26 protein-coding genes are annotated in these 24324 nt (G+C 68.9%); 14 read left to right on the top strand and 12 right to left on the bottom strand.

The genetic code is table 11. The features are described 5' to 3' along the window. The first annotated feature begins 24 nt into the window (after positions 1-24). Positions 25-1794: an acyl-CoA dehydrogenase gene (locus tag KVT32_RS06455; RefSeq protein WP_217617852.1), complete on the top strand. Its 1770-nt coding sequence runs from the start codon at positions 25-27 to the stop codon at positions 1792-1794. A 24-nt stretch (positions 1795-1818) separates the two neighbouring features. Here KVT32_RS06455 and KVT32_RS06450 read toward each other — a convergent pair whose 3' ends face one another. Continuing rightward, positions 1819-3057 carry an MFS transporter gene (locus KVT32_RS06450; protein WP_227741209.1) on the bottom strand — a complete coding sequence of 413 codons (1239 nt, stop codon included), beginning with the start codon at positions 3055-3057 and terminating at the stop codon, positions 1819-1821. A 92-nt stretch (positions 3058-3149) separates the two neighbouring features. Here KVT32_RS06450 and KVT32_RS06445 point away from each other — a divergent pair, with 92 nt between their 5' ends. Next, complete coding sequence (locus KVT32_RS06445) at positions 3150-3608, top strand: helix-turn-helix domain-containing protein (protein WP_152384011.1); 459 nt, start codon at positions 3150-3152, stop codon at positions 3606-3608. Here KVT32_RS06445 and KVT32_RS06440 read toward each other — a convergent pair. The 4 genes from KVT32_RS06440 to KVT32_RS06425 all read right to left on the bottom strand — a co-directional run bounded on the left by KVT32_RS06440 (position 3605) and on the right by KVT32_RS06425 (position 7291). After that, entirely contained in the window at positions 3605-4576 is a 972-nt protein-coding gene (locus tag KVT32_RS06440; RefSeq protein WP_175156715.1) for a pyridoxamine 5'-phosphate oxidase family protein, read from the bottom strand. The two genes, KVT32_RS06445 and KVT32_RS06440, sit on opposite strands and share 4 nt — an antisense overlap. A gap of 30 nt (positions 4577-4606) precedes the next feature. After that, entirely contained in the window at positions 4607-5269 is a 663-nt protein-coding gene (locus tag KVT32_RS06435; RefSeq protein WP_152384009.1) for a glutathione S-transferase family protein, read from the bottom strand. 104 nt (positions 5270-5373) lie between these two features. Next, a complete protein-coding gene (locus KVT32_RS06430) occupies positions 5374-6279 on the bottom strand; it encodes a LysR family transcriptional regulator (RefSeq protein WP_217617851.1) in 906 nt (301 codons plus the stop codon). Between the two features lie 127 nt (positions 6280-6406). After that, on the bottom strand, positions 6407-7291 hold the full coding sequence (locus tag KVT32_RS06425) for a LysR substrate-binding domain-containing protein (protein ID WP_062841832.1): 885 nt from the start codon (positions 7289-7291) through the stop codon (positions 6407-6409). Positions 7292-7413: 122 nt separating this feature from the next. Between KVT32_RS06425 and KVT32_RS06420 the strand changes: the two genes are divergently transcribed. Next, positions 7414-8088: a flavodoxin family protein gene (locus tag KVT32_RS06420; RefSeq protein ID WP_175236186.1), complete on the top strand. Its 675-nt coding sequence runs from the start codon at positions 7414-7416 to the stop codon at positions 8086-8088. Here KVT32_RS06420 and KVT32_RS32600 read toward each other — a convergent pair. From KVT32_RS32600 to KVT32_RS06385, 7 genes are all read right to left on the bottom strand, one after another. Next, complete coding sequence (locus KVT32_RS32600) at positions 8028-8753, bottom strand: AraC family transcriptional regulator (RefSeq protein WP_371825569.1); 726 nt, start codon at positions 8751-8753, stop codon at positions 8028-8030. The genes KVT32_RS06420 and KVT32_RS32600 overlap by 61 nt on opposite strands. A 167-nt stretch (positions 8754-8920) precedes the next feature. Next, the gene (locus KVT32_RS06410) at positions 8921-9880 is read right to left on the bottom strand and encodes a proline dehydrogenase family protein (protein WP_217617850.1); all 960 of its coding nucleotides are present in this window, start codon (positions 9878-9880) and stop codon (positions 8921-8923) included. Positions 9881-9952: 72 nt separating this feature from the next. Then, complete coding sequence (locus KVT32_RS06405; RefSeq protein ID WP_217617849.1) at positions 9953-10861, bottom strand: DMT family transporter; 909 nt, start codon at positions 10859-10861, stop codon at positions 9953-9955. A gap of 171 nt (positions 10862-11032) precedes the next feature. Beyond that, positions 11033-12280: a D-amino acid dehydrogenase gene (locus KVT32_RS06400; protein WP_217617848.1), complete on the bottom strand. Its 1248-nt coding sequence runs from the start codon at positions 12278-12280 to the stop codon at positions 11033-11035. Positions 12281-12386: 106 nt separating this feature from the next. Beyond that, positions 12387-12824: an Rrf2 family transcriptional regulator gene (locus KVT32_RS06395; protein WP_217617847.1), complete on the bottom strand. Its 438-nt coding sequence runs from the start codon at positions 12822-12824 to the stop codon at positions 12387-12389. A 59-nt stretch (positions 12825-12883) separates the two neighbouring features. Next, entirely contained in the window at positions 12884-14101 is a 1218-nt protein-coding gene (hmpA, locus tag KVT32_RS06390) for an NO-inducible flavohemoprotein (protein ID WP_062841836.1), read from the bottom strand. A 90-nt stretch (positions 14102-14191) separates the two neighbouring features. Further along, the gene (locus tag KVT32_RS06385) at positions 14192-14857 is read right to left on the bottom strand and encodes a 4'-phosphopantetheinyl transferase superfamily protein (RefSeq protein ID WP_217617846.1); all 666 of its coding nucleotides are present in this window, start codon (positions 14855-14857) and stop codon (positions 14192-14194) included. 110 nt (positions 14858-14967) lie between these two features. On the opposite strand from KVT32_RS06385, the gene KVT32_RS06380 reads away from it, so the two are divergent. The 11 genes from KVT32_RS06380 to KVT32_RS06330 are packed head-to-tail and all read left to right on the top strand — an operon-like array spanning position 14968 to position 24320. Continuing rightward, positions 14968-15690, top strand: coding sequence for a beta-ketoacyl synthase chain length factor (locus KVT32_RS06380; protein ID WP_152384002.1), 723 nt, complete (start codon positions 14968-14970; stop codon positions 15688-15690). Further along, complete coding sequence (locus KVT32_RS06375; protein WP_152384001.1) at positions 15687-16550, top strand: 1-acyl-sn-glycerol-3-phosphate acyltransferase; 864 nt, start codon at positions 15687-15689, stop codon at positions 16548-16550. Before KVT32_RS06380 ends, KVT32_RS06375 begins: the two co-directional genes overlap by 4 nt. Continuing rightward, positions 16531-16791, top strand: coding sequence for a phosphopantetheine-binding protein (locus KVT32_RS06370; protein WP_056316022.1), 261 nt, complete (start codon positions 16531-16533; stop codon positions 16789-16791). The genes KVT32_RS06375 and KVT32_RS06370 overlap by 20 nt, the downstream gene beginning before the upstream one ends. Positions 16792-16807: 16 nt before the next feature. Next, entirely contained in the window at positions 16808-17062 is a 255-nt protein-coding gene (locus KVT32_RS06365; RefSeq protein ID WP_056316019.1) for an acyl carrier protein, read from the top strand. Then, complete coding sequence (locus KVT32_RS06360) at positions 17059-17607, top strand: hypothetical protein (RefSeq protein ID WP_152384000.1); 549 nt, start codon at positions 17059-17061, stop codon at positions 17605-17607. The genes KVT32_RS06365 and KVT32_RS06360 overlap by 4 nt, the downstream gene beginning before the upstream one ends. Before the next feature lie 4 nt (positions 17608-17611). Next, a complete protein-coding gene (locus KVT32_RS06355; RefSeq protein ID WP_152383999.1) occupies positions 17612-19315 on the top strand; it encodes an AMP-binding protein in 1704 nt (567 codons plus the stop codon). Further along, positions 19302-20054, top strand: coding sequence for a glycosyltransferase family 2 protein (locus tag KVT32_RS06350; protein WP_152383998.1), 753 nt, complete (start codon positions 19302-19304; stop codon positions 20052-20054). The genes KVT32_RS06355 and KVT32_RS06350 overlap by 14 nt, the downstream gene beginning before the upstream one ends. Further along, complete coding sequence (locus KVT32_RS06345) at positions 20051-20974, top strand: glycosyl transferase (protein WP_056316011.1); 924 nt, start codon at positions 20051-20053, stop codon at positions 20972-20974. The genes KVT32_RS06350 and KVT32_RS06345 overlap by 4 nt, the downstream gene beginning before the upstream one ends. Next, the gene (locus tag KVT32_RS06340; RefSeq protein ID WP_175156708.1) at positions 20967-21416 is read left to right on the top strand and encodes a thioesterase family protein; all 450 of its coding nucleotides are present in this window, start codon (positions 20967-20969) and stop codon (positions 21414-21416) included. The genes KVT32_RS06345 and KVT32_RS06340 overlap by 8 nt, the downstream gene beginning before the upstream one ends. Next, positions 21407-22009 (top strand): outer membrane lipoprotein carrier protein LolA, encoded by a 603-nt coding sequence (locus KVT32_RS06335; protein ID WP_217617845.1) that lies wholly within the window; start codon positions 21407-21409, stop codon positions 22007-22009. Before KVT32_RS06340 ends, KVT32_RS06335 begins: the two co-directional genes overlap by 10 nt. After that, entirely contained in the window at positions 21993-24320 is a 2328-nt protein-coding gene (locus KVT32_RS06330; protein WP_217617844.1) for a hypothetical protein, read from the top strand. Before KVT32_RS06335 ends, KVT32_RS06330 begins: the two co-directional genes overlap by 17 nt. Positions 24321-24324: the final 4 nt, after the last annotated feature.

Genomic DNA, 24324 nt, shown 5'->3' with positions numbered 1-24324 from the left:
CATAAAACCAGGAGCGCCTACGCCATGACGTACCAAGCCCCCGTGAAAGACATGCTGTTCGTGTTGAACCATCTGGCCGGCCTGCCGCAAGTGGCAGCCCTGCCCGGTTTCGAGGAGGCCACGCCCGACACCGCCCAGGCCGTGCTGGAAGAATCCGCCCACTTCGCCGCAGAAGTGCTGGCGCCGCTGAACCATCCGGCCGACCGCGAACCCAGCGCCTGGCACGACGGTGCGGTGACCACCGCCCCGGGGTTCAAAGAGGCTTTTCGCCAATACGCCGACGCCGGCTGGCAAGGCCTGGCCCACCCCGCCGAATACGGCGGCCAGGGGCTGCCGGGCCTGATCGGCTCGCCGTGCTCTGAAATGCTGAACGCCGCCAACCTGTCGTTCGCGCTGTGCCCGCTCTTGACCAACGGCGCCATCGAGGCCCTGATGACGGCCGGCTCGCCCGAATTGCGCGAGCGCTTCATCGGCCCCATGATTTCCGGCCAATGGACCGGCACCATGAACCTGACCGAGCCCCGGGCCGGTTCGGACCTGGCCATGATCCGCACGCGCGCCCAGCCGATGGGCGACGGCACGTACCGCCTGTCCGGCACCAAGATCTTCATCACCTACGGCGAGCACGACCTGGCCGAGAACATCCTGCATCTGGTCCTGGCCCGCCTGCCGGACGCGCCCGACGGCGTGAAGGGCATTTCGCTCTTCCTGGTGCCCAAGTTCCTGGTCAACGAAGACGGCTCTTTGGGTGCGCGCAACGACGTGGCCTGCGTGTCCATCGAGCACAAGCTGGGCATCAAGGCCAGCCCCACCTGCACGCTTCAGTTCGGCGACGGCGGCGGCGCGCTGGGCTACCTGGTCGGCCAGGAGAACCGCGGCCTGGACGCGATGTTCATCATGATGAACGCCGCGCGGTATGCCGTCGGCGTGCAAGGCATCGCCATCGCCGACCGCGCCTACCAGCATGCGGTGGCGTACGCCGCCGACCGCGTGCAGAGCCGCCCCGTGGACGGCTCGTCGCGCGAGGCCGTGCCCATCATCCAGCATCCGGACGTGCGCCGCATGCTGGGCACCATGCGCGCCCTGACCGAAGCCGGGCGTGCGCTGGCCTACGTCACCGCGGGCCATGCGGACCTGGCGCATGCCAGCCCGGATGCGGACGAGCGCAAGCGCCACTTGGCGATCCAGGAATTCCTGGTGCCGATCGTCAAGGGCTGGTGCACCGAAATGTCGATCGACGTGGCCAGCCTGGGCGTGCAGGTGCACGGCGGCATGGGCTTCATCGAAGAGACCGGCGCGGCGCAGTACTACCGCGACGCGCGCATCCTGACCATCTATGAAGGCACGACCGCCATCCAGGCCAACGACCTGGTCGGCCGCAAGACGCTGCGCGACGGCGGCGCCGTGGCGCGCGCCCTGCTGGACGCGGTCCGCCAGACCGAGGCCGACCTGCAAGCCCGCAGCGAGCCCGCCGCCGCCCGCATGCTCAAGCCGCTGCGCGAGGCCCGCGAAGCGCTGGCCAGCGCGGTCGAGTTCATTCTTTCCAACGCGGCCGGCAATCCCAACGCGGTCTTTGGCGCGGCGGTGCCCTACCTGCTGCTGGCGGGCACGACCTTCGCCGGCTGGCAGATGGCCCGCGCGCTGCTGGCCAGCCTGGACCTGCAGGCCGAAGACCCGGACTTCCACAACGCCAAGATCGCCACCGCGCAATGCTTTGCGCTGCACAAGCTGACGCAGGCGCCGGGCCTGGCGGCGGTGGTGCTGGGCACGGCGGAGTACGAGGTTCAGCCGTAACACGGCAAGCGGGCGCACACGCCGTCAGACGCCCGCCCGCCCCTGCCCCGCACAGTTGGCGCGCGGCGCCGTTGCCGCCCAGAACACCAACGCCGTCACGCTGATGCCCGCGCCCAACGCGCAAACGCCCAGCCACCCGGCGCGCGCATACACGGCCGTCGCGGCAATCGAGCCCAGGCCGCTGCCCACGGCGTAGAACATCATGTAGCCCGCGACCAGGCGGCTGTGCGCCTGCGCGCTGATGCTGAAGATCATGGCCTGGTTGGTCACGTGCAGCGCCTGCGCCGCCAGGTCCAGCACCAGCACGCCCAGCGCAAGCAGCCACAGGCTGTGGTCCAGCAAGGCAATGGGAACCCAGGCCACGCACAGCAGGGCCAAGCCCAGCGCGGTGGTGCGCTGGCCGTGCCCGGCGTCGGCCAGTCGGCCGGCGCGCGCCGCCATCAGCACGCCCGCGACGCCCACCAATCCGAACGCCCCCACCGCCGTGTGCGACAGCGAATGCGGCGGCGCGCTCAGCGGCAGCACCAGCGCCGTCCAGAACGCGCCGAACGCGGCAAACATCAAGAGCGCGATCATGCCGCGCACCCGCAGCACGCGCTCGGTCGCGAGAAGCGTGAAGACCGAGCGCAGCAATGCGCCATAACCCAGCCCGGCCACGGGCAGGCGCCGCCGCGGCAGCCAGCGGGCCAGCACCAGCGCCAGCACCGCCGAAAGGCAGGCCGACACCACGTAGACCGCGCGCCAGCCCCACAGATCCGCCAGGGCGCCGGCCAGCGTGCGAGCCAGCAACAGGCCGATCACCACCCCGCCCTGTGCCGCGCCCACCACGCGCCCCCGCTCTGCCGGTGCGGCCAGGGCCGCGGACAGCGCAAGCAGACCCTGCGTCATCGCCGTGCCGAGCAAGCCCAACGCCACCATGCCGGCCAGCAGCCAGGGCGAACTTGCCGACGCCGCCACCGCCGCCAGAGCCAGCACCAGCAGTGCCAGCTGCGCCAGCATCAGTCGCCGCCGGTCCAGCAGGTCGCCCAGCGGCACGACGAAGAACAGTGCCAGCGCGCAGCCCAGTTGCGTGGCCGTGACGACGATGCCCACCGCCCCCTCGTCCATGCGGAACTCGCGGCCGATCGCATCGAGCAGCGGCTGTGCGTAATACACGTTGGCAACGCTCAGCGCGCAGGCCGCGGCCAGCAGCAGCACCAGCGCGGGCGGCATCGAGGGTGTCTCGTCGTATCCCGGCGCGCGGGATCTGGCGGTTGGCGTCATGATCTATCTGGTTGTATAACGAAACCAGAATGCTAGTTCATGAGGTTTTATAATGCAACCAACTTCACCCTCAGCCAGCGCAAGGAGTCCGCATGGTCAAACGCACCAGCCTTGAAGGCGCAGCCTGTCCGGTTGCCCGCTCGCTCGACGCCATTGGCGATTGGTGGTCGCTGCTTATCGTGCGGGACGCCTTCGACGGCCTGCGCCGGTTTGGCGAATTCCAGAAGAACCTGGGCATGGCCAAGAACATCCTGAGCGACCGGCTGCGCACGCTGGTCGCGCACGGCATCCTGGCCGTCGCCCCGGCGTCCGACGGCAGCGCGTATCAGGAATACGTGCTGACGGAAAAAGGCGAGGCGCTGTTTCCGGTGATCGTCGGGTTGCGCCAATGGGGCGAGGACCACTACTTCGGGCCGGACGAGGCACACTCGACGTTGATCGATCGCCAGCGCGGCCAGGCGGTGCAACGCATGGAGATCCGCGCGCAGGACGGCCGGCCGCTGCGCCCCGGCGACACGGTCGTGCGCAAGGTGGCGCAAGACAGCCGTTAGGCCGCGGCAGGCCAGCGCCCCGTCGCCAATGCCGTGGGCGACCAGGCATCGAAGCGCCAGCGCAAGGCCAGCGCGCCAGGCCGCCTGACCACCCGGCGCACATGCACGCGCCACAGGCGTTCGGCGCCTTGGAAGGCCGAGATTTCCGGGCTGTCCAGAATCACCTCCGCCCTTCCCGTCAGTTGCAGCACGTCGCCGCGTTCGAAGTCGATGAACAGCAGCCCCGCGACGGGATTGGCGGCCAGATTGCCCAGCGTATTGAAGAACCGGTTGCCCGAGAAGTCCGGAATGGTCAGCACATCGCCATCCACCCGCACGAAGCCGGGCTTGCCGCCCCGGTGCGAGACATCGACGGCGCGTCCGCCCACGCTTTCATCGCGGTCCGCATAGCTGGCCACAAAGAAGGTGTCGGACACCGAGATCAGGGCGCGCGCCGCGTCGTCCTGCCCCGCGCGCTCCTCCCGCGCGGCGGCAAAGCGCAGCGACGGCGAACGCGCAAAGAAAAAATCGCGAGACTGGATGTACTGCGGACAGTTGCCAAACGACTGCGCCACCGCCACGTCAAAGCGCTTGCCGTCCCACGCCGCAATGCGGCCGTTCATGCGGTTGCGCCGGCGGGTGTGCAATTCGATACCCAGCAATCCCACCGGCTTGCCCAGTCCCATTCCTGCGCGCAACGGGTCGTCCGCGTCCGGCATGGCGGCGATGCGCAACGTGTGCGGGTCCGGCGACACGGCAAAGCCGGGCTGCCCTTCCAGGATGCCGGCCCACGGATCGCCGTGGTCGTCGACCGCGCCGGCCACCACGAACGGCAACTGCGCGAAGAATTCGCGGTGTTGATCGGGCATGTAGTCGCGGATGACCTTGCGGCCGACCATGTCCATGCGCGCGGCAACGCCCGCGTGCGCTTGCAGTTGCAATTCACCCTCGTGCCAGGGCGACGGCATGGTGTTTTCGGGAAGGTTCATGGCAATGTCCTCGCGGTCGATTGGCGGGAATCAGGCGGCCAGCAGGCCCACTGGCGACGATTCCATGGGAACGAAGCGCGGCAGGTTCTCGATGCGGCTCAGCCACGCGCGGATCCGCGGATAGTCCGCCAGCGACACGTTGCCTTCAGGCGCATGCGCCACGTAGGCATAGCAGGCCACATCGGCGATGGTGGGCTCGCTGCCAGCCAGGAAGTCGCGCTGCGCAAGTTCGCTTTCCATCACGGCAAGCAGCGCATGCGCGCGCGCCAGCGTGGCGTCGACATCCAGCGGCGCGCCAAACAGCGTCACCAGCCGCGCCGACGCCGGACCACCCGCCAGCGGCCCGGACGCCACCGACAACCAGCGCTGCACGGCCGCGGCGCCCGCCGCATCCTCGGGCAGCCAGGCCCCGCCGCCGTAGCGCTTGGCCAGGTACACCAGGATGGCGGTCGAGTCGGCCACCACCACGCCGTTGTCGTCGATGACCGGCACCTGGCCGAAGGCGTTGAGCGCCAGGAATTCGGGACGCTTCTGCTCACGCTGACGCAGATCCACGTCGATGCGTTGGTGCGGCACGTCCAGCAGCGACAGCATCAGCGCGACACGATGCGCGTGGCCGGAAAGCGCGAAGCTGTAGAACTTGAGCGGAGCGGCGGCTTGCGCCGGGGCGGAGTGCGAGGAGGTGGATGGCATCGGAGGCTCTCAGGTGGATTCGAGCCACCATCTTGAGCCTGCCCGCGCCAATGGAGAACGGCCGGCGCCGGCAAGACACTCTTGCCGGAAATGAAATAAACCGGTCAGGCCGGCAGCGCCGCCAGGTCGCGGCGCAGCGCCTCGACACAGAAATCGACAAAGCTGCGCACCTTGGCCGAGCTTTTGCGCCCTTCCGGATACACCAGATGGACGGGCACGGGCGGCATCTCGAAGTCGCGCAGCACCATCTGCAAGGCGCCGCTGGCCAGGTGCGGGGCCACCTGATAAGACATCACCTGGGTCAGGCCCCACCCTTCCCGGGCAGCCGCCACGGCCGCCTGGAACGAGGTGACGGTCAATTGCGACTGCATGTTCAAGCGAAGGCTCTGGCCGTCCTGCAGGAAGCGCCATTGCGGCCCGCGGCCTTCCATGGCCGCGGTGATGGTGCAGAAGCGATGCAGCGATTCGGGGTCGGCCGGCTCGCCATGGGCGCTCAGGAATCCCGGCGCGGCGCACACCACCCGGCGCACGTGGCCCACCGGCACCGCCGTCAGCGACGAGTCCGGCAGCGCGCCGATGCGCACGGCCACGTCGATGTCCTCGTCCACCAGGTTCACCACGCGGTCCACCAGCAGCGCGCGCAGCGACACCTGGCGATGCCCGCGCAGATAGCCCAGCACCGCCGGCATCACGTGCAGCTCGCCGAACAGCGCGGGCGCGGTGATGGACAGCGCACCGCGCGGCACCGCCATCGCGCCCGCCGCGGCGTCATCGGCCTGCTCGACCTCGTCGAGAATGCGGCGGCAATCGGCGGCGTAGCGCTGGCCGGCCTCGGTCAGGCGCAGGCTGCGTGTCGTGCGCACCAGCAGCAAGGCGCCCAGGCGGCGTTCGAGCGCGGCGACGCTGCGCGTGACGCTGGGCGCGGACATCTCCAGCCGGCGCGCTGCCGCGGCAAAGCCGCCCGCGTCGGCAACCGCAAGAAATACCGTCATTTCGTGGAATCGGTTCACGGCGGGGCGCACTCCGTAGTCTGAAAACGCGAATGCCGCACACGGGCGGCGACGTCAATGTACCCGCTCGTGCGCCTCCTGTCCCGCCGCGCGTACGCGCACCACGGATGCCGCGCGCGGCCGGCCACTAGCCTTGGAAGGCCTTGCGCAACCATGCAAGGAATGCCTTGACGGGCGGATGACGCTCGCGCCCCGGCGCGCACAGCGCAGTGTAGGCCGCGCCCGGCACCCGGACCTCGGGCCGATAAGGCGCGAGCGTGCCCGCGGCCACGCTGTCGGACACCATCACCGAACTGGCCAGCACCAGGCCCTGCCCGGCAATGGCGGCCTGCAGCGCGTAGTGTTCCTCGGTGTAGGCGTGCTCCGCCACCGGCCGCTTCCATGCCGGCAGGCCGGCGGCTTCGCACCACGCCTGCCACCCCTGTTCGTATAAGGGCGAGTCGCGCCAGCGCACCGTCACCAGGGCCGGCGCCCGCCGGCCCGCACGGGCAACCTGCGCCGGCGCGCCGTATACCCCGAACCATTCGGGCAGCGCGCAGGCCGCGTGCAATGCGGGATAGCGCGCCCGGCTGTAGCGGATGGCGACGTCCACGCTGGCGTCCTTCAGCAGGTCCACGGGATCAGGCGACGTATCCAGACGCACTTGATACTGCGGGTAGGCCTCGTGAAAGCGCCCCAGCCGGGGCACGAGCCACAACGCCGCAAAGGAATGCGTCGTGGACACGGTGAGCGCGCCGGATTCCGGCGCGGGCCGCAAGGCGTCCAGCGTCTGCGCCACGTCCAGCAACGCGCCGTGCACGCCGGCAAAGAGGCGCGCCCCCTGGTCCGTCAGCCGCACGCCGCGCGGAACGCGATCGAACAGCGCGCACCCCACATGGCGTTCCAGTGCCTTGACCTGATGCGACACCGCCGTCGGGGTGACGGACAGTTCGGCCGCGGCCAGCTTGAAACTGCGCAGCCGCGCGGCAGCCTCGAACGTGCGCAGCGCAGTGACGGGAAGCGTGGCAAACATGGGCGATTCCTGGGATGAACAGGATTCATCTTAGTGAAGGAATCGTCAGTTGTCGCGGCCCTGCCTGGAGATCAGGATTACCTATCCGAACGTAGTCCCAGCATTTCACCAAGGAGCCAAGAATGAATTCAAATCACCCAAAACAGCGATTGCTGATCCTGGTGGGCAGCCCGCGCCGCAATGGCAACAGCGCGGCGTTGGCCCACGCCGCGCGCCAGGGCGCGCAGGCGGCTGGCATTTCGGCCTCCCTCTTTTTCCTGGATGACTACATCCAGGGCCTGCTGCCCGATCTGCGCCATGCCAAACCGCCCGCCGACCGGTACGCCGAACTCTTCCTGGACCATTTCCTGCCGGCCGATGGCGTGCTGTTCTGCACGCCGATCTACTGGTATGGAATGTCGGCGCAGACCAAGGCGTTCTTTGATCGATCGTTCAGCCACTACGCGGGTTCCGGCCCCGAACCCGAACGCGTCAAGACACGCATGGCCGGCAAGCGGCTCGGACTGACGGTGGCGTCCGAAGAGACCTATCCCGGCGCGGCGCTGGGCATCGTGCATCAAGTGCAGGAGTTTGCGCGCTACACGCATTCCGACTTCGTGGGATATGTGCACGGCGCGGGCAACCGGCGCGGCGAGGTGGCGCTGGATCCGCGGCGCCCGCTGGCCGCCGCGCAGGCGCTGGGCGCGGAATTCTTCACGCGCAAATATTCGGATTACCGGCTTGAAACGCCCCGCAGTCACAACGTCTGGGAGCCCACCGCGCCGGCTCTCACCAGCACGCCGGGCGGACTGCCGTAGACCTGCTTGAACACCCGCGTCAGGTGCGCCTGATCGGCAAAACCCACCGCCTGCGCCGCGTCCGCCAACGGCAAGCCGCCGCGCAGCAGCACCCGCGCGCGCGCCACGCGCCAGTTGCGCAGCCACGCTTGCGGCGGTAATCCGTAACGCCGCGCAAACTGCTTGACCAGCGTGGTCCGATGACGATCCTGCGCCTGCGCCAGCGCTTGCAGGTCGGGCGCGCAGGACGGATCCCCGGCCATGCGCGCAAGCAGCATGGCGCAGACGTCGGTGATGGCGGATAGGTCATCGGAGGGGGGGGCTGCGGGCTTACCGGCTTCGGGCGTACCGGCAGCGGGCGTCCCGCTTTCGTCCAGCGCCTCGCCGTGCGCGGCCAGCGTGCCGAACAGGGCCGCGGACAGGCGTGCGCTGCGTTCGGCGGGCGCGATCTCGTCGGGCGTCAACGCCTCCAGCCATTGCGCGCACAGGGCGGCATCCGCGATCACCGGTCCCGCCAGCCGCGCACCCTGCGCATGCAGCGCGCGAGCATGGTCCTGGAACCAGGCAGGATCGATGTACGCCATGCGATACGCGAGCGGTCCGGCGGCCGTGCCGCCCGTGTGTACCTGTCCCGGCGCGATCACCACCAGTTCGCCCGCGCAGGCGGCGTGGGTCTCCCCCTGCACGGTGAAGTCGCACCGGCCATGCTCGATGGCGCCGATGGACTAGGCGTCGTGAAAATGCGGCGCGTACCGGTAGGCGCGCAGGTCCGCGATCAGCACGTCGCCGGGCAGTCCCGCGCCGCAATGCCAGATGTGTTGAGAAACCGCCATGTTGCGCCAGCCAGTCGCGGCTATCCGAAGTAATGCCCGTCCGAGGTGAGCGAACGGGCCAGGAGCCACGCATTGCGAGGATTTTCGCCGACGCGGCGGATGGCATACGGCCACCAGTCCGCGCCGAACGGAAGATAAACCCTGACGTTATAGCCCAATCCGCGCAGCGCAATCTGCCAGTCCGGACGCACGCCGTAGAGCATTTCGAATTCAAATCCCTCGGCGGGCCAGCCGCGCTCGCGCGCCAGATCGACGATGGCCCCGGCCAGCCGGTCGTCGTGCGTGCCGAACACCGGGTAAAAGCCCGATTCGCGGGCCTCGCGCGACAACATGATGGACGCCGCGTCCAGATAGGCCTGGTCGATGCGCGCGCGCCCGGCGTGGTCCAGCGCACGCTCGGGGAAGGCGCCTTTCACCAGCCGCAGCGATGTGCGCTGGCGGATCGCCCAGACCAGATCCTCGGGCGTGCGCCGGCGCGGCGCCTGCAGCGTAAGGCCCGCCGGCAGGCCCTCGGCCAGCAGTGTCCGGTGCAGCGCGCACGTGCGGTCGCGAATGCCGGAATCTTCCATGTCCAGCACCAGCCAGTCCCGCCCCGTGTCCGAGACGGCCTGCACCGCCCTGCCGATACGTCGCGCGTTTTCCTCGCCCAGGGCATCGGCGTGCATGTAGCCGATGGCCGTGGGGTCGACGGAGACATGCACGTCCAGGCCCGCGCCCGCCAACGCCCGGCAGGCGTCGATGGCTTGCCCGACGTTGTGGTCGATGGCGGCGCGATCCGCCACGTACTCGCCCAGATAGAAGAGCGACGCGCGGATGCCGTGCGCCTCGCGCAGTCTCACGGCGGTGCGCACGGCTTCGTCCACGCCGGCGCCGCCGACGAACCGGCGCGCCAGCGATGTCCGGGCGGCCATCGCCCGCATCGCCTGGCCGACCGCCGGGCTCCGGGCCAGCGCAATCGTGGTCTTTTGAAAAATGCTCATCGCCTCACCGCGCAAAGCGGCCACTATGCGTCGGCGGCGGGCGCCTGTCTTGAACGCCCGTGAACGGCGGCGCTACGCCTTGCCGACCGCCAGCGCGCGCCCGGCGCCAAACAGCGGCCGCTGCACGGTCTGCGCCAGCAGCACGCCCGCCAGCGTGACCGCGCCGCCCAGGACGTGATAGCGCTGCAGGTGCTCGCGCAGCATCACGAAAGCGGCCAGCGCGGTAAAGAGCGGCAGCAGATTGATGAAGATGCTGCAGCGGTTCGGGCCCAAGCGGTGCACGCCTTCGATCCACAGGTACGACAGCAGCACCGACGAGAAAATACCGGCGTACAGGATCAGCGGAATGGTATTGGTGTCCAGCGCGGCCTGGGCGGCCGGCACCCGCAGGTAGAGCGGAAGCATATAGATCAGCGCAAAAATCGACTCCACGAAGGTGGACTGACAGGCGGGCACCGGCACCTTCCAGTGGCGCAGCAGCACGCCGTACAGCGCGTACGACAACGCGGCCAGCAGCATCAGGCCATCGCCCACATGCACGCCATGCTGGAACACGCTCAGCATGTCGCCCTGCCCCACCAAATACAACAGTCCCAGAAACGACAACGCCCCGCCCGCGGCCATGCCGAGCGTCAGCGGATCGCGCAGGATCACGACGCTGCCCAGCATGCTGAGCAGCGGGATCAGCGCAGTCAGAATGGCCATGTTGGTGGCGGTGGTGGTTTCGGCCGCCCGGTACGACAGCGCCTGGAAAACCGCCGACGACAGCGCGCCGTACAGCGCCAGCTTTGGCCAGTGGCGCAGGATGACCCTGCGATTGCGCCACGCGGGACGGGCCGTGAACAGCCCCATGAGGAACAGCGCCAGCAGCAGGCGGTAGAAGGTGATGGCGGTGGGAGAGATGGCGCTGGCGGCCATCTTGGAGACGATGACGTTGCCCGCCCAGAACAGGATGGCGAACAACGGAAACAGATAGGACATGATGGAAGGCTCGAAGGAGGGATCGGCTCCTTCGAGCCCGCAAGAATGCGGTCTGGCGAAGGAGTGATCCTCATCCTATTGAGCCCGCGTCAGCCCGTCTGCCGACGAAATGGCACGCGCTATCGCAAAATGGACATTGCCCTTGCCGGCGCCGCGTTCACGCTTCGAGGTTCAGGGCTTGAACGGCGCCGGATCCAGCGGCAGCTCCAGGCCGCCCATTTGCGCCGTCAGCAACGCCGCGCTGCCGCAGGCCAAGGTAAACCCCAGCGCCCCCTGCCCCACGTTCAGCCACAGATTGTCGGCTGCCGGGCTGCGGCCGATCAGCGGCTTTCCGGTGGGCGTGGCCGGGCGCAGGCCCGCCCACGGAATGGCCTGGCGCAGGTCCAGTTGCGGGAAAGCTTCGAGCACCTGTTTCTTCAGAAGGCCAACGCGAGCGGGGTCGATGTCGGCGTTGTTGCTGCCGATGTCCACCATGGCCGCGATCCGCAGCACGCCGCCGACACGGGCGTAGACGATGCGCCGTTCGTAGTCGGTCACGCTGATGCGCGGCGCCACGGCGTCGTCGTCTGCCAGCGGCACGGTCAGGCTGTAGCCCTTCAGGGGGTACAGCGGCACGTCGTGACCGAGGGGCCCAAGCAAGGCGCGGGTACCGATGCCCGTGGCCAGCACGACGGCGTCGGCGCCGATGTCGCCGTCGCGCGTGTTGACCGCGACGATGCGGCGGCCTTCGCGCTGCAGACCGGACACCGGGTTGGACATGGCGCACTGCACGTTGCCCAAGCCTTGCAGGCGGTCGAACAGCGCTTCGGTGAATTGCCGGCAGTCGCCGGCTTCTTCGCTGGGGGTATAGATGGCGCCCGCCAGGCTGGCGCCCATGCCGGCCAGCGCCGGTTCGCGCGCCACGGTCTGGGCGGCATCGAGCACCTGCTGGTCCGCGCCGTGCGCCGCCTGGTACGCCACCAGCGCGCGCGCCTTTTCCAGCAGGTCGGGGCTGCGATAGGCGATGAGCTTGCCGTTCTTCAGGTGGCCGAAAGCCAGGTCTTCCTGTTCCAGCAGCGAGTGCATGACATCGCGGCTGAGGTAGGACAGGGTCAGCATCTGGGCGGTGGACGCCTTGGCGACCGACGCGCGGCAGGCCAGCGCAAATTGCAGGCACCAGCGCCACTGATGCGGGTCCAGGCGGGGCCGGAACCGCAGCGGCGAATCATGGCGCAGCAGCCAGCCCGGCACGCTGGGCAGCACGCCGGGCCCGGCCAGCGGCGCCACATAGCTGTAGCTGAGCTGACCGCCATTGGCATAGCTGGAGACTTCCGCCGGGCGGGGCTGGCTGTCAACCAGCACCACGTCATGACCCTGGCGCGCCAGGAAATAGGCCGACGTCACACCGACGACGCCGGCGCCAATTACGCAAACGCGCATACCGTTATCCAAGTAGACCGCGAACACGGCCATTCTGTAACGGCCGCCCCCGCGCCGGCAAATGCCAAACGCCGCAGGAGCCATAACCAAACATCATGTCTCCGATTCAGGCGACGCGGTGCAGCTTGATGATCGCGGCGGCGGTCGGTTCCCGGACCAGATCGGCCAGCGTGTAGCCATTGAGGGTGTCGTAGAAGGCCTGCAGCGTCTGCGCCAGCACGCCCGACAGCCGGCACACGCCGTCCAGCGCGCACGGGGGTTCGCGGCAATCGATGAGCGGACCCTGCTGCTCGAGCTCGCGTACCAGATCACCGACGCGGTATTCCGTGGCGGCGCGGGCAAGGCTCAGCCCGCCCCCCTTGCCGCGCGTGGTGCTGACCCAGCCGCGCTGCGACATGAAATGCACGACCTTGACCAGATGATTGCGCGACAGGCCAAAGCGGTCAGCGATCTCGGGGATCGTGACGGCTGCGGACCGGTCGCGGCATTGCGTCAGATACATCAGGACGCGCAGGCCGAAGTCGGTGAATCGGTTCAGTTGCATGGTGGTCAGGACATGTGGACCGGGCGGCCCGGAAACGTCGGGCCGCCAGGATACACCGGTCAGCCGGCGACGCCGCCGGTGCCGAAGGCTTCGGCGTGGATGCGGTCTTCGGTCACGCCCAGCCCCAGCAACGCCTCGCGCTGCGCACGCATGAAGGCCGCCGGGCCACACAAGTAGTAGTCCGCGCCCGGCACGATGGCCTCGTCGCGAATGGCGTGCAGATCGACGCGCCCCTGGTGATCGTAGTCGCGGCCGGCCTGGTCGCCATGGCCCACCTCTTCGTAGAACACCGCCTTGCGCACGTTGGCGCGCTTTGCCGCGATGTCGTTCACGTGGTCGCGCATGGCGTGCACCGAACGATTGCGGCAGCCGTGCACGAAGCGGATCTGGCGCGCGTCATTGGCATGCACCAGATGGTTCAGGATCGACACCATGGGCGTCAGACCCACGCCGCCGCTCAGCAGCACGACGGGCGCATCGCCGTCCTCGCGCAGGTGGAAATCGCCCTGCGGGGGTGCGACGTCCAGCACGCCGCCTTCTTCCAGGCGGTCATGCAGCGCGTTGGACACGCGGCCCGCCGGCGTCTGGTCGCCGGCCGGCTCGCGCTTGACGGAGATGCGCAGGCGATCCTGACCGGGCGCGTCCGATAGGCTGTATTGGCGCGGCTGCATCAGGCCCAGTTCCGGCACGAACACGCGCACGGACACATACTGGCCGGGCCGGTAAGCCGGGACCGTGCCGCCGTCGGCCGGGGCGAGGTAGAACGAGGTGATTTCGGCGCTTTCGGGCTGCTTGCCCACGACGCGGAACGCGCGCCAGCCGGTCCAGCCGCCGGGCTTGTTGGCCGACTCCGCATACAGGCGGGCCTCTTCGGCGATCAGCAGGTCGGCCAGTTGGCCGTACGCCGCGGCCCACGCGTCCACCAGTTCGTCGGTGGCGGCTTCGCCCAGCACCTCACGAATGGAAGCCAGCAGATGCTTGCCCACGATGGCGTAGTGCTCGGGCCGGATGCCCAGGCTGACGTGCTTGTGCACGATCCGCGTCACCACCGGCATCAGCACCGAGGGGTCGTCGATGTGCTCGGCATAGGCGGTGACCGCGCCGGCCAGCGCGTGCTGCTGCGCGCCGCCCGCCTGGTGGGCCTGGTTGAACACGTGCTTGAGTTCCGGGTTGTGCTGGAACATGCGCGCGTAAAAGTGCTTGGTCAAGGCGACGCCATGGACCTTCAGGACGGGGGCCGTGGCTTTGACCAGCTCGCGGATTTGGGGGCTCAACATCAACTGCTCCTTGAATGGCGAACAGGATCGCCTTTAAACATATATTCATAATACATCTTTAAATGCGAGCGGCGAAACGTCAGGGCGGTTTCAAGTCGTATCGGGCGGCCAACAACCTTGTATCAGGACATCAGGCAACTGACAGCCGGCCGCGCCGGTCCACAGGGGTTGCGCCAAGTCCCCTGCTGATCCTTCTGGGGCCTGCCACACCACCGAGGCCATCCAGCCGGCGCCCACCCGATAGGAGCAGGCCCGCCAGCGTCCCGGCGGCGGGCGCAGCGCAAAACCGGACAGCGCCGGACACAAGCCCACCGACGCCATGTCAGCCGGAAAATCCAGGCCGGCGGCCTTGATGAAGGCCTCTTTCAATGTCCATAGCTGGTAGAAGCGGAGCAGGCGCGCCTCGTCGGGCAGTCCCGCCAACAGGTCGCGTTCGGCGGCCGAACACACCCACTGGGCCAGCCCCTGCACGTCGCGCGGGGAGATTGCCTCGAGGTCGGCGCCGATTTTCCAGCCGGCCGGGGCGGTGGCCACGATGGCGTGGCCGTTGCTGTGGCTGAGCGAGGCCGGGCGGGAATCGGGCTGGCGGCTGCGCACGTCATGCAACAGCGCGCGGCTGGCCTTCCAGTCGCGCAGCGCCTTGCCGCTGCGGATCGCAACCGCTCGGGCAGCGTCTTCGGCGGACAGCTGCTCGGGGCTATATAAAGAGGCGGCGCTTTGATCCGCCCACCAGATTAAAAGTTCCTGAATATCCAACGGAGAAAGTAACTATTTAGAAAATAATGCGAGAAATCTAAGCCAATTTGTGTGATGTGTAACTATTCAAAACAGTTTGAGCCGAGTTTGCCATAGTAGAATCGCGCGCTATGTTGACGTTCTCCATCGCGCATTGGCAAGGTTGGACACCAGGATTTCAAGACCCGAGCAGTTGGCAGCACTGGGCGGAACACCCGTATTGCCCCCTCGGAGATCAGGCCGCCGCCCGCCTCGACTTCTTGCCCCCCATGCAGCGCCGCCGCCTCAGCCCTCTGGCTCGCGGGGTGTTTGCGTGCGCGTGGCCGCTTGCCGACGGATACCCGGACATGCCGTTCGTCTTCGCCTCGCGGCACGGAGAAACCACGCGCAACTTCGGACTGCTTGAGTCGCTGGCGGCGGACGAGCCGCTGTCGCCCACGGCATTTGGCCTGTCGGTGCACAACGCGATAGCCGCGCAATGGTCGATCATACGCCGCGAAACGGCCGAGTCCGTGGCGCTGTCCGTCGAGGACGACGGCCTGGAGCACGCCTTCCTCGAAGCCGCCCTGTTGTTCGGCCAGGGGCATGACAACGTGCTGGTGGTGCTGGCCGAGGAAGTGCCGCCGCGCCCGTACGCGCCCTGGGTGGGCGACGCGCCGTTTTCCTACGCCGCCGCGTTCCGCCTGTGCCCGGGCACGGACTGGGCGCTCTCGATGGGTCCGGCTGGCAACAGTGATGCGCCGCCGCAAGTCTGGCCCAATCCGCTGAATCTGGTCCGCCACCTGACGCTGCAGACCCCAAGCTGGCGGCATGCCAACCGCAGCCGCCAATGGACCTGGACACGTAACGCATGACCTCCCCGGCTCAAGTTCGTCAAGATTTCTGGCTTTGGCGCCTGGTCGCCACCGGCATGGCCTTCACCATGTTCGGGGTGGGCGGCGTGCTGCTGCGCCTGATGGTGTTTCCGCCCCAGCGCCTGCTGCCGGGCGACCGCCAGGACCGCCAACGCCGGGCCCGCTGGGCATTGAATGGCACCTTCAGGCTGTTCATCCGGTTCATGGTGCGCGTGGGCATCCTGACCGTGGAATTCAAGGGCGCCGACCGCCTGGGCCGGCCGGGCCAGATGATTCTTGCCAACCATCCGTCGCTGCTGGATGTGGTGTTCCTGGTCGGGCACGTCAAGAACGCCAACTGCATCGTCAAGCATGGCCTTGCCACGAATCCCTTTACCCGCGGCCCCGTGGCCAATGCCGGATACATCACCAATGACGAAAGCTTCGACATGTTCGACCGCGCGGCTGATGTGCTGCGCAATGGCGAAACGCTGATCGTCTTCCCGGAAGGCACGCGCACGCCGCCGGACGCCATGCCGCAGTTTCATCGCGGCGCATGCGCCATTGCGCTGCGCGGCGCGCAGGTCGTGACGCCGGTCGTGATCCGGATGAATCCGCGCAGCCTCACCAAGGGCGAGCCCTGGTACCGGATTCCGCCCTCGCGCATGCGCTATGTCATCGAGGTCGGTGAAGACATCGACCCGGCGACCTGGAGCCAGGCCCATCCGCTGCCGATCGCCGGCCGCAAGATGAATGCCTACCTGCACGCCTATTTCGAAGCCAAGCTGGCGCCGCAGGCGCCGCAGGGCGCCCCAATGAACGCGCCGCCGCCCACGGCGGCGCAAGTGGAGTCAAAGCTGGATGAATCAACTGGAACTTGAGCTCAAGACGCTCGTCATCGAGTCCCTCGGGCTCGAAGACATCACGCCCGACGACATCGACCGCGAAGCCGCGCTGTTCGGAGATGGGCTGGGCCTGGATTCGGTCGACGCGCTGGAGCTGGGCCTGGCGCTGCAAAAGCGCTACGCCATCACCATCGATCCCGAAACGCGCAACATGCGCGAGCATTTCGCCAGCATTGCCAGCCTGGCGGCATTTGTCACTGCGCAACGCCGCGACTGACGCATACGGAGTCACCATGCACACCCGCGACGAAATCTTCAACACGCTGCGCGGCGCCCTCGTCGAACTGTTCGAAATCGAACCGGAACGGATCACGCCCGACGCGCATTTGTATACCGATCTGGAAATCGACAGCATCGACGCGATCGACCTCATCGACCACGTGCGCCGCCAGACCGGCCGCAAGCTGGACGCCAACGACTTCCGCACGGTCCGCACCGTCGAAGACGTCGTGCAGGCCATGTGGCAAAAGCAGGACCCGGCCGCATGAACCGTGGCGTTGCGGCCGCCTTGGCCGCCGCCGCAGTGGCTTACCCCTTCGTCGTGTACGCGATGCTGGGACGCGTGAACGCCGCCTGGCTGGCCTTGCCGCTGGCCCTGTTGTGGCTGGCCCGCGGCCTGACCGCGCGCGCCGCGCAGCCCGGCGACAAGCTGCTGCCCGCCGCCGCACTGGGCTTCTGCCTGATCCTGGCGGTAACCAATTCCGAGAGCTGGCTGCGCTGGTATCCCGTGCTGGTCAACGCCATGATGCTGGCCATTTTCGGCATGAGCCTGCGCGCCGGACAGCCCGTGGTGGAACGCCTGGCGCGCCTGCGCCACCCCGATCTGCCGCCCGAGGGCGTGCGCTACACCCGCAACGTGACCCGCGCCTGGTGCGTGTTTTTCGCCTTGAACGGCACGATCGCCGCCGCGCTGGCGGCCTGGGCGCCGTGGAGCTGGTGGGTGGCCTACAACGGCTGCGCCAGCTACGTGCTGATGGGCATGATGGCCGCCGGCGAATGGCTGGTGCGCCCCGCCGCCGCGAAGGCCGCCTGAAGCCATGGCCTGGACGCCCCTGCCCCGCCTGCTGATGCCCGCCCCTGGCGGCATGGACGCCGCCATCGCGGATGGCCCGGCGATCACCCGTGAGGTCTTTGCGCGGAACGCCCTGTCCGTGGCGGGCGCGTTGCGCGCGCGCCCGGTGCGCCGCGCCGCGCTGTGGTTCGACGACGCGGTGGAACTGGCCTGCGCGCTGCTCGCGTGCTGGCGCGCGGGCGTCGTGGCCGTCCTGCCCGGAGACAACCAGGGCCAGACCTGCAACGGCCTGGACTGCACGGTCGATGCGTGGCTGACCGACACCGATCTGCCCGTGCCTGCCGGGCGGCAATGGCGGCTGGCGGACCTCTTGGACCAGCCGCCGCTCGCGCCGGCCGAACTGGATGCATCGGTGACGCTGGTGCTGTGCACCTCGGGGTCCAGCGGCGCGCCCAAGCACATCGTCAAGCAATGGCGCCAGCTTGCGGCGGAGATCGACGCCTTGCAGCGCCAATGGCCCGACACGCACACGCCCGTGCTGGGCAGCGTGTCCGCCCAGCATATGTACGGCCTACCCTTCCGCGTGCTGTGGCCGCTTTGCGCGGGCCGCCAGATCGACCGCCGCCAGCGGCTGTACCCCGAAGACCTGCAACAGGCCAGCCTGCGCTTTCCCACATTCGCCTGGATCGCCAGCCCCGCGCTGTTGCGCCGGCTGGGCCAGCGCCTGGACGCGGCGCAACTGCGCGGGCGGCTGACGCGCATCCATTCGTCGGGCGGCGCGCTGCCGCTTGACGTATCCGACGACATCGAAAGTTCGCTCGGACTGCGCCCCACCGAGATCTACGGCAGTTCCGAAACGGGCGCGGTCGCCTGGCGCACCGGCGACACCGACTGGCAGCCGCTGCCGGGCGTCAGCGTCGACCTGAACGACGCAGGCGCACTGCGCGTGTCGTCGCCCTGGGTGCAGTCCAGCGAGGCGCAGACCGCCGATGGCGCCGAGCTCACAGCGACGGGTTTCCGGCTGCTCGGCAGGCTGGACCGCATCATGAAGATCGAAGACAAGCGCGTGTCACTCCCCATGATCGAACACGCGCTGATGGAACATGCCTTCGCGACCGACGTCCGGCTCGGCAAGGCCGCCGGCGCCACGCGCCTGGCCGCGCTCGTTGCGCTGTCGGCCCACGGCCTGCATGCACTGCGCAACCAGGGCCGCAAAGCCGTGGTGGACGCGCTTCGCGGCCATCTGGCCGCGCGCTTCGAATCGCTGGCGATTCCGCGCACCTGGCGGCTGCTGCCCCACCTGCCCGCCAACGCCCAAGGCAAATTGCCGCAAGCCGACTTCGAGGCCGCGGCCGGCCCGCGCCCCGTGGCGCCCGCCGCCATCCCGGCTGGCCTGCCCGGCCAACCGGACAACGAACGCCGCTATACGCTCGACATTCCCTACGACCTGGCTTACTTCAGCGGACACTTTCCCGCGGCGCCGGTCGTGCCGGGCGTGGCGCAGATCAGCTGGGCCATGTCGCTTGCCCAGCGCGACCTGCACCCCGGCCTGAACTTCGCGGGCATGGAAGCGCTGAAGTTCCAGCGTCTGCTGCGTCCGGGCGACGCCGCCGTCCTGACGCTGAAATGGGATACCGCCAAACAGAAGCTCTACTTCACGTTCACGGTGAATGACGCGCCGTGCTCGTCCGGGCGCATTCTCCACGGAGCAAGCCATGACGCCGCATAAGCTCTGCGCGGTCGTGCCCGTGTACAACCACGGCGGCACCGTCGCCGCGGTCGTCGCACAGCTTGCCGCGCAAGGCCTGCCTTGCGTTTTGGTGGACGACGGCTCGGCCCCCGCATGCGCCGCCGTGCTGGACGCCTTGGCCGAACGGCCCGACACCCACCTGGTACGCCGCCCCGTCAACGGCGGCAAGGGCGCCGCTGTGCAGGATGGCTTGCGGGCCGCGCTGGCATTGGGATACACGCATGCCCTGCAGGTGGACGCCGACGGCCAGCATGCGCTGCAAGACATCCCGCTATTCGCGCAAGCCTCGCGCGAGCAGCCGGACGCCGTGATCTGCGGCGCGCCCGTGTACGGCGACGACGTGCCGCGCAGCCGTCTCTACGGCCGCTGGCTGACCCGCGTGTGGGTCTGGATCAACACCCTGTCGCTCGACATCCCCGACGCCATGTGCGGGTTTCGCGTCTACCCGCTGGCAGCCGTGCTGCCGGTGATCGACGGCGCCCACGTCGGCCAGCGCATGGACTTCGACATTGCCGTGCTGGTGCGGCTGCACTGGCGCGGCGTGCGCATGGCCTGGCTGCCGACGCGCGTGGTCTACCCCGAGGGCGGCATTTCGCATTTCAAGGGCCTGCAAGACAACGTGCTGATCAGCCGCATGCACGCGCGCCTGTTTTTCGGCATGCTGGCCCGGTCGCCGGCGCTGTTGTGGCGCCGCGTGTCCCGGAGCGCCCAGCCATGAGCGTGGCCGATCCGCATTGGGCCGGGCAGCGCGAACGCGGCAGCCCCGTGCTGATGCGCCTGACGGCCTGGGCCGCGCGCAGGCTGGGACGGCGCGCGGTCGCGCCCGTGGTCTGGGTGGTGGTGCTGTACTTCTACGCGTTTGGCGCCCGCGCGCGGCGCGCGATCGCGGTGTACCAGTCTCGCGTGGCGGCCTCCGGCGAACTGGCCGCGCCGCTGCCGCGCGCCCTGCCCGTGTACCGCCAGTACCTCGCCTTCGCCACCGCCATTCTGGACAAGCTGGACGTATGGCAGGGCAAGATCACGATGGCGCGTCTGGATATCGCGGACCCGGACGGCCTGCATGGCCAGATGGGCCACGGGCGCGGACAGATTCTGGTGGGCTCGCACCTGGGCAACCTCGAAATCTGCCGCGCGCTTGCGGAGCAGACCGGCGCGCTGCGGCTCAATGTGCTGGTGCACAGCAAGCACGCCGTGAACTTCAACCGCCTGCTCGACGAGGCCGGCGGCGGGCTGCGCATGATCCAGGTCAGCGAGCTTGATGCCGCCGTCATGCTGGATCTGGCCGAGCGCCTGGAGCGCGGGGAATGGCTTGCCATCGCCGGCGACCGTGTGCCACTGCGCGGCGACCGCACGGTACCCGTGCAATTCCTGGGCGCCACCGCCCTGTTCCCCCAGGGCCCGTGGCTTCTGGCGGGCCTCTTGGGCTGCCCCGTGAACCTGCTGCGCTGCACCCGGCACGGCGGCCGCTATCGCGTCTCGATGGAGCGCCTGACCGAGCGCGTCGAATGGACGCGCGCGACCCGGCAGGCGCAGATCGCCGTCTGGACCCAGCGCTATGCCGACCGTCTGGCCGCGCATTGCCGCGACGCGCCGCTGCAGTGGTTCAACTTCTACCCCTTCTGGAAAGACGATGCGTAAACGTGGCGCGATCGGCGCGCAAGTCGAAATCCGTGTGCCCTTCTTCGATGTCGATTCAATCAACGTCGTGTGGCACGGCCATTACGTCAAATACCTGGAACAGGCGCGCTGCGAACTGCTGGACCGGATCGGCCACAACTACGACGCGATGCGGGCAAGCGGCTACGCCTGGCCGGTGATCGACCTGCATCTGCGCTACGCCCAGCCCGCGCAGTTCGGCCAACGCCTGGTCGTGCGCGCCGAACTGGTCGAATGGGAGCACCGCCTCAAGATCAACTACCTGATCCAAGACGCGGCCACGGGCCAGCGGCTCACCCGGGCCACCTCCGAGCAGGTCGCCGTGTGCCTGACCAGCCGCGAAATGCAGCTGACCTCGCCCAACGTCTTCGTTGATGCGGTCCAACGCGCCCTTCAATCCCAGGAGGCCGCGACATGCGCCTGATCCGATTTCTCTTTCTGCTGGCGATGGCGCTGCTGCCCCTGAGCGCCCAGGCGTTCGACCTGAACGCCCTGCAACAGCAACTGCGCGCCACGCCGATCGTGCGCGGCCAGTTCGTCCAGCAGAAATTCCTGCGGTCGCTGCCCCAACCCCTGACCAGCCGGGGCGACTTCACGCTGGCGGCGGGCAAGGGCCTGCTTTGGCGCTTGCGTACGCCCATCGCCCAGGACCTGCGCATCAACGCCGACGGCATCGCGCGCCGCGACGAATCGGGCGCCTGGCAGGCGCTGCCCCAGCACACCGGCGCGGGACGCGAGAACCAGCTGTTCCTGTCGGTCCTGGCTGGCGACACGCGCGGGCTCGAAGAGAACTTCGACCTGGCGCTGACGGGCGAGGCGACCGCCTGGAAACTGACGCTGACGCCGCGGTCGGCGCTGCTCAAGCAGATCTTCAGCACGATCCAGATCGACGGCGGCGCGCTGGTCGATCGCATCGAATTGCGCGAGACGCAAGGCGACCGCAGCGTCCTGCAGATGACGGGCGCGGTTGCGGCCGATGCGCTCACGCCCGAGGAACAGCGTGCATTCTCGGACTGAACGCTGGCTGCCCCGCCTCTTCAAGCTGGGGCTGCTGCTGGTGCTGCTTGCCGGCGCCTGGCAATGCCGCAATGGCTGGCCGGTGTCGGCCAACCTGATGGAGCTGGTGCCGCAAAGCGCCAGTGACGCCACGCGCCAGCTGGCCGAGGCCCGCATCCAGGAACCGCTGTCGCGCCAGCTCATCGCGCTGGTGTCTGCTCCGGATGGCGCCGACCCCGCGCAGCCGGCGCGCCTGCTTGCCAAACGCTGGTCGGACAGCGGCCTCTTTTCGGTCGTGCAGGTGGAAGTCAATGTGGACCTGGCCGCCCTGCGCGAACAACTGCTGGCCGGCCGCCTGGCGATGCTGCCGCTGGCGGACCGCCAACTGCTTGAGACGGATCCCGCCGCATTCGCACAGCGCCGCGCGCGCGAGCTGTCCGATCCTTTCTCCTCGTCGGGCCTCGTGCCCGCCGATCAAGACTGGCTGGGGCTCACGCGCCGCGCCGAGCAATCGCTCAGGCCCGGCGGACCCGTGCATTACGACATGGGCTCGGGCACGCTGCAGGCGCAGCAGAACGGCAAACGCTGGGTGCTCGTGCGCGCCGAGACGCGCGGCGACGCGTTCGATGCCGATGCGCCGCAACGCATCGCCACGCAGATCGCCAAGGACCGCGAGGCCCTGGAGGCCGGCGGCGCCCAGATGCTGGTGGCGGGCGGCGCGCTGTACGCGGCGGCCGGCAAAGCGCAGGCGGTCGCCGAAAGCAGCTGGATCGGGTCCGGCGCCACGATCGGCATCGTGCTCGTCCTGCTGCTGGCGCTGCGCCGCTGGCGCGTGCTGCTGGCCTTCGTGCCCGTGGCCGTGGGCCTCGTGACCGGCGCGGTCGCGTGCGTCGCGGTGTTCGGCTCGATCCACGTCCTGACGCTGGTCATCGGCGCCAGCCTGATCGGGGTGGCGGTCGACTTTCCCATGCACTGGCTGGGCAAGCGCTTCGGGATGCCGGACTGGCAAGCGTGGCCCGCGCTGCGCCGCGTGCTGCCCGGTCTGACGATCAGCCTGGCCGCCAGTCTGGTGGGCTATGTCGTGCTGGCGTTCACGCCGTTTCCGGCGCTGACCCAGACCGCCGTGTTCTCGGCGGCCGGCCTGCTTGGCGCGTATGCCTGCACCGTGTGCCAGCTTCCGGCGTGGATGCGGGGCTGGCAGCCGCGCCCCTGGCTGCCGCTGCTTCACTTTGCCCAGGCCGCGCTCGCCACGCGCGAACGGCTGGGCGCCCGGCGCGGCCTTCTGTGGGCCGGGGCGGCCGTCCTGGTGGCGGTGACGGCGGGCGGCATCGCGCGGTTGGGCATCCAGGACGATCTGCGTCAATGGCTGAGCCTGCCGGCGCCGCTGATGCAGCAGGCCCGGCAGATCGGCGAGATCACCGGTTTTGTGCCCACAAGCCAGTTCTTTCTGGTGCGCGCCCCCGATCCCGACGAACTGCTGCGCCGCCAGGCGCGGGTCGCGCAAGCGCTCGACACGCTGGTCCAGCGGGGCGGCCTGGCCACCTACAACGCGCTCAGCCAGCTTGTGTCGCCCGCCGCCGACCAGCAGGCCCTGGGCCGCCGCCTGGCCGAGCTGGCCGGACAACCGCAAGTGTGGAAGCCCATGACGGACCTCGGCATTCCGCTCGAGGCCGTGACACAGGAGCTGCAGTCGCTGGCGGCGCTGCCGGTCGTCACCATCGACGGCGCGCTGCAAGGCCCGCAGGCCGAACGCTGGCGCGCGCTGTGGCTAGGCCAGCACGACGGCGAATACGCCGGCATGATCTCGCTGCTGGGCCTGACCGATCCGGCCGCGCTGCCAACCATCGCGCAGGCCGCGCCGGGCGTCACGCTGGTCGACCGCAGCGGCGAGTTGAACCGCATGTTCGCCGCCACGCGGGTCGAAGCCGCCGAACTCAAGCTGCTGTCCTACGTGGCCGCGGCCGTGCTGCTGCTTCTGACGCTGGGACGCGCCGCCACCTGGCGCATCCTTGCCGTGCCGCTGGCGGCCACCGCCTGCAGCCTGGCCGCGCTGGGTTACCTGGGCCAGCCCTTGACGCTCTTCAGCCTCTTCGGCCTGCTGCTGGTGTCGGCCATCGGCGTGGACTACGCCATCTTCATGTATGAGCGCGTCGCTGGCGCCGCCGCCAGCCTCGTCGGCATTCTGCTGGGCGCCGTCACGACGCTGCTGTCTTTCGGACTGCTTGCCCTCAGCCACACGCCCGCCATCGCCAACTTCGGGCTGGCGGTGGCACTGGGCGTCGCCTTTTCGCTCCTGTGGGCGCCCTGGGTCGGGCCGCCCCGGCGGGCCTGACATC

The sequence above is a fragment of the Achromobacter sp. GbtcB20 genome (assembly GCF_019091095.1).
GTDB lineage: Bacteria > Pseudomonadota > Gammaproteobacteria > Burkholderiales > Burkholderiaceae_B > Achromobacter > Achromobacter mucicolens.
The sequence above is the reverse complement of the archived record's forward strand: the minus strand, read 5'-3'. Positions and strand labels throughout refer to the sequence as shown.

Coding starts and splice junctions, on each gene's coding strand:
- KVT32_RS06455 (WP_217617852.1), top strand. CDS start 25: ATGACGTACCAAGCCCCCGTGAAAGACATGCTGTTCGTGTTGAACCAT.
- KVT32_RS06450 (WP_227741209.1), bottom strand. CDS start 3,057: ATGACGCCAACCGCCAGATCCCGCGCGCCGGGATACGACGAGACACCC.
- KVT32_RS06445 (WP_152384011.1), top strand. CDS start 3,150: ATGGTCAAACGCACCAGCCTTGAAGGCGCAGCCTGTCCGGTTGCCCGC.
- KVT32_RS06440 (WP_175156715.1), bottom strand. CDS start 4,576: ATGAACCTTCCCGAAAACACCATGCCGTCGCCCTGGCACGAGGGTGAA.
- KVT32_RS06435 (WP_152384009.1), bottom strand. CDS start 5,269: ATGCCATCCACCTCCTCGCACTCCGCCCCGGCGCAAGCCGCCGCTCCG.
- KVT32_RS06425 (WP_062841832.1), bottom strand. CDS start 7,291: ATGTTTGCCACGCTTCCCGTCACTGCGCTGCGCACGTTCGAGGCTGCC.
- KVT32_RS06420 (WP_175236186.1), top strand. CDS start 7,414: ATGAATTCAAATCACCCAAAACAGCGATTGCTGATCCTGGTGGGCAGC.
- KVT32_RS06410 (WP_217617850.1), bottom strand. CDS start 9,880: ATGAGCATTTTTCAAAAGACCACGATTGCGCTGGCCCGGAGCCCGGCG.
- KVT32_RS06405 (WP_217617849.1), bottom strand. CDS start 10,861: ATGTCCTATCTGTTTCCGTTGTTCGCCATCCTGTTCTGGGCGGGCAAC.
- KVT32_RS06400 (WP_217617848.1), bottom strand. CDS start 12,280: ATGCGCGTTTGCGTAATTGGCGCCGGCGTCGTCGGTGTGACGTCGGCC.
- KVT32_RS06395 (WP_217617847.1), bottom strand. CDS start 12,824: ATGCAACTGAACCGATTCACCGACTTCGGCCTGCGCGTCCTGATGTAT.
- hmpA (WP_062841836.1), bottom strand. CDS start 14,101: ATGTTGAGCCCCCAAATCCGCGAGCTGGTCAAAGCCACGGCCCCCGTC.
- KVT32_RS06380 (WP_152384002.1), top strand. CDS start 14,968: ATGTTGACGTTCTCCATCGCGCATTGGCAAGGTTGGACACCAGGATTT.
- KVT32_RS06375 (WP_152384001.1), top strand. CDS start 15,687: ATGACCTCCCCGGCTCAAGTTCGTCAAGATTTCTGGCTTTGGCGCCTG.
- KVT32_RS06370 (WP_056316022.1), top strand. CDS start 16,531: ATGAATCAACTGGAACTTGAGCTCAAGACGCTCGTCATCGAGTCCCTC.
- KVT32_RS06365 (WP_056316019.1), top strand. CDS start 16,808: ATGCACACCCGCGACGAAATCTTCAACACGCTGCGCGGCGCCCTCGTC.
- KVT32_RS06360 (WP_152384000.1), top strand. CDS start 17,059: ATGAACCGTGGCGTTGCGGCCGCCTTGGCCGCCGCCGCAGTGGCTTAC.
- KVT32_RS06355 (WP_152383999.1), top strand. CDS start 17,612: ATGGCCTGGACGCCCCTGCCCCGCCTGCTGATGCCCGCCCCTGGCGGC.
- KVT32_RS06350 (WP_152383998.1), top strand. CDS start 19,302: ATGACGCCGCATAAGCTCTGCGCGGTCGTGCCCGTGTACAACCACGGC.
- KVT32_RS06345 (WP_056316011.1), top strand. CDS start 20,051: ATGAGCGTGGCCGATCCGCATTGGGCCGGGCAGCGCGAACGCGGCAGC.
- KVT32_RS06340 (WP_175156708.1), top strand. CDS start 20,967: ATGCGTAAACGTGGCGCGATCGGCGCGCAAGTCGAAATCCGTGTGCCC.
- KVT32_RS06335 (WP_217617845.1), top strand. CDS start 21,407: ATGCGCCTGATCCGATTTCTCTTTCTGCTGGCGATGGCGCTGCTGCCC.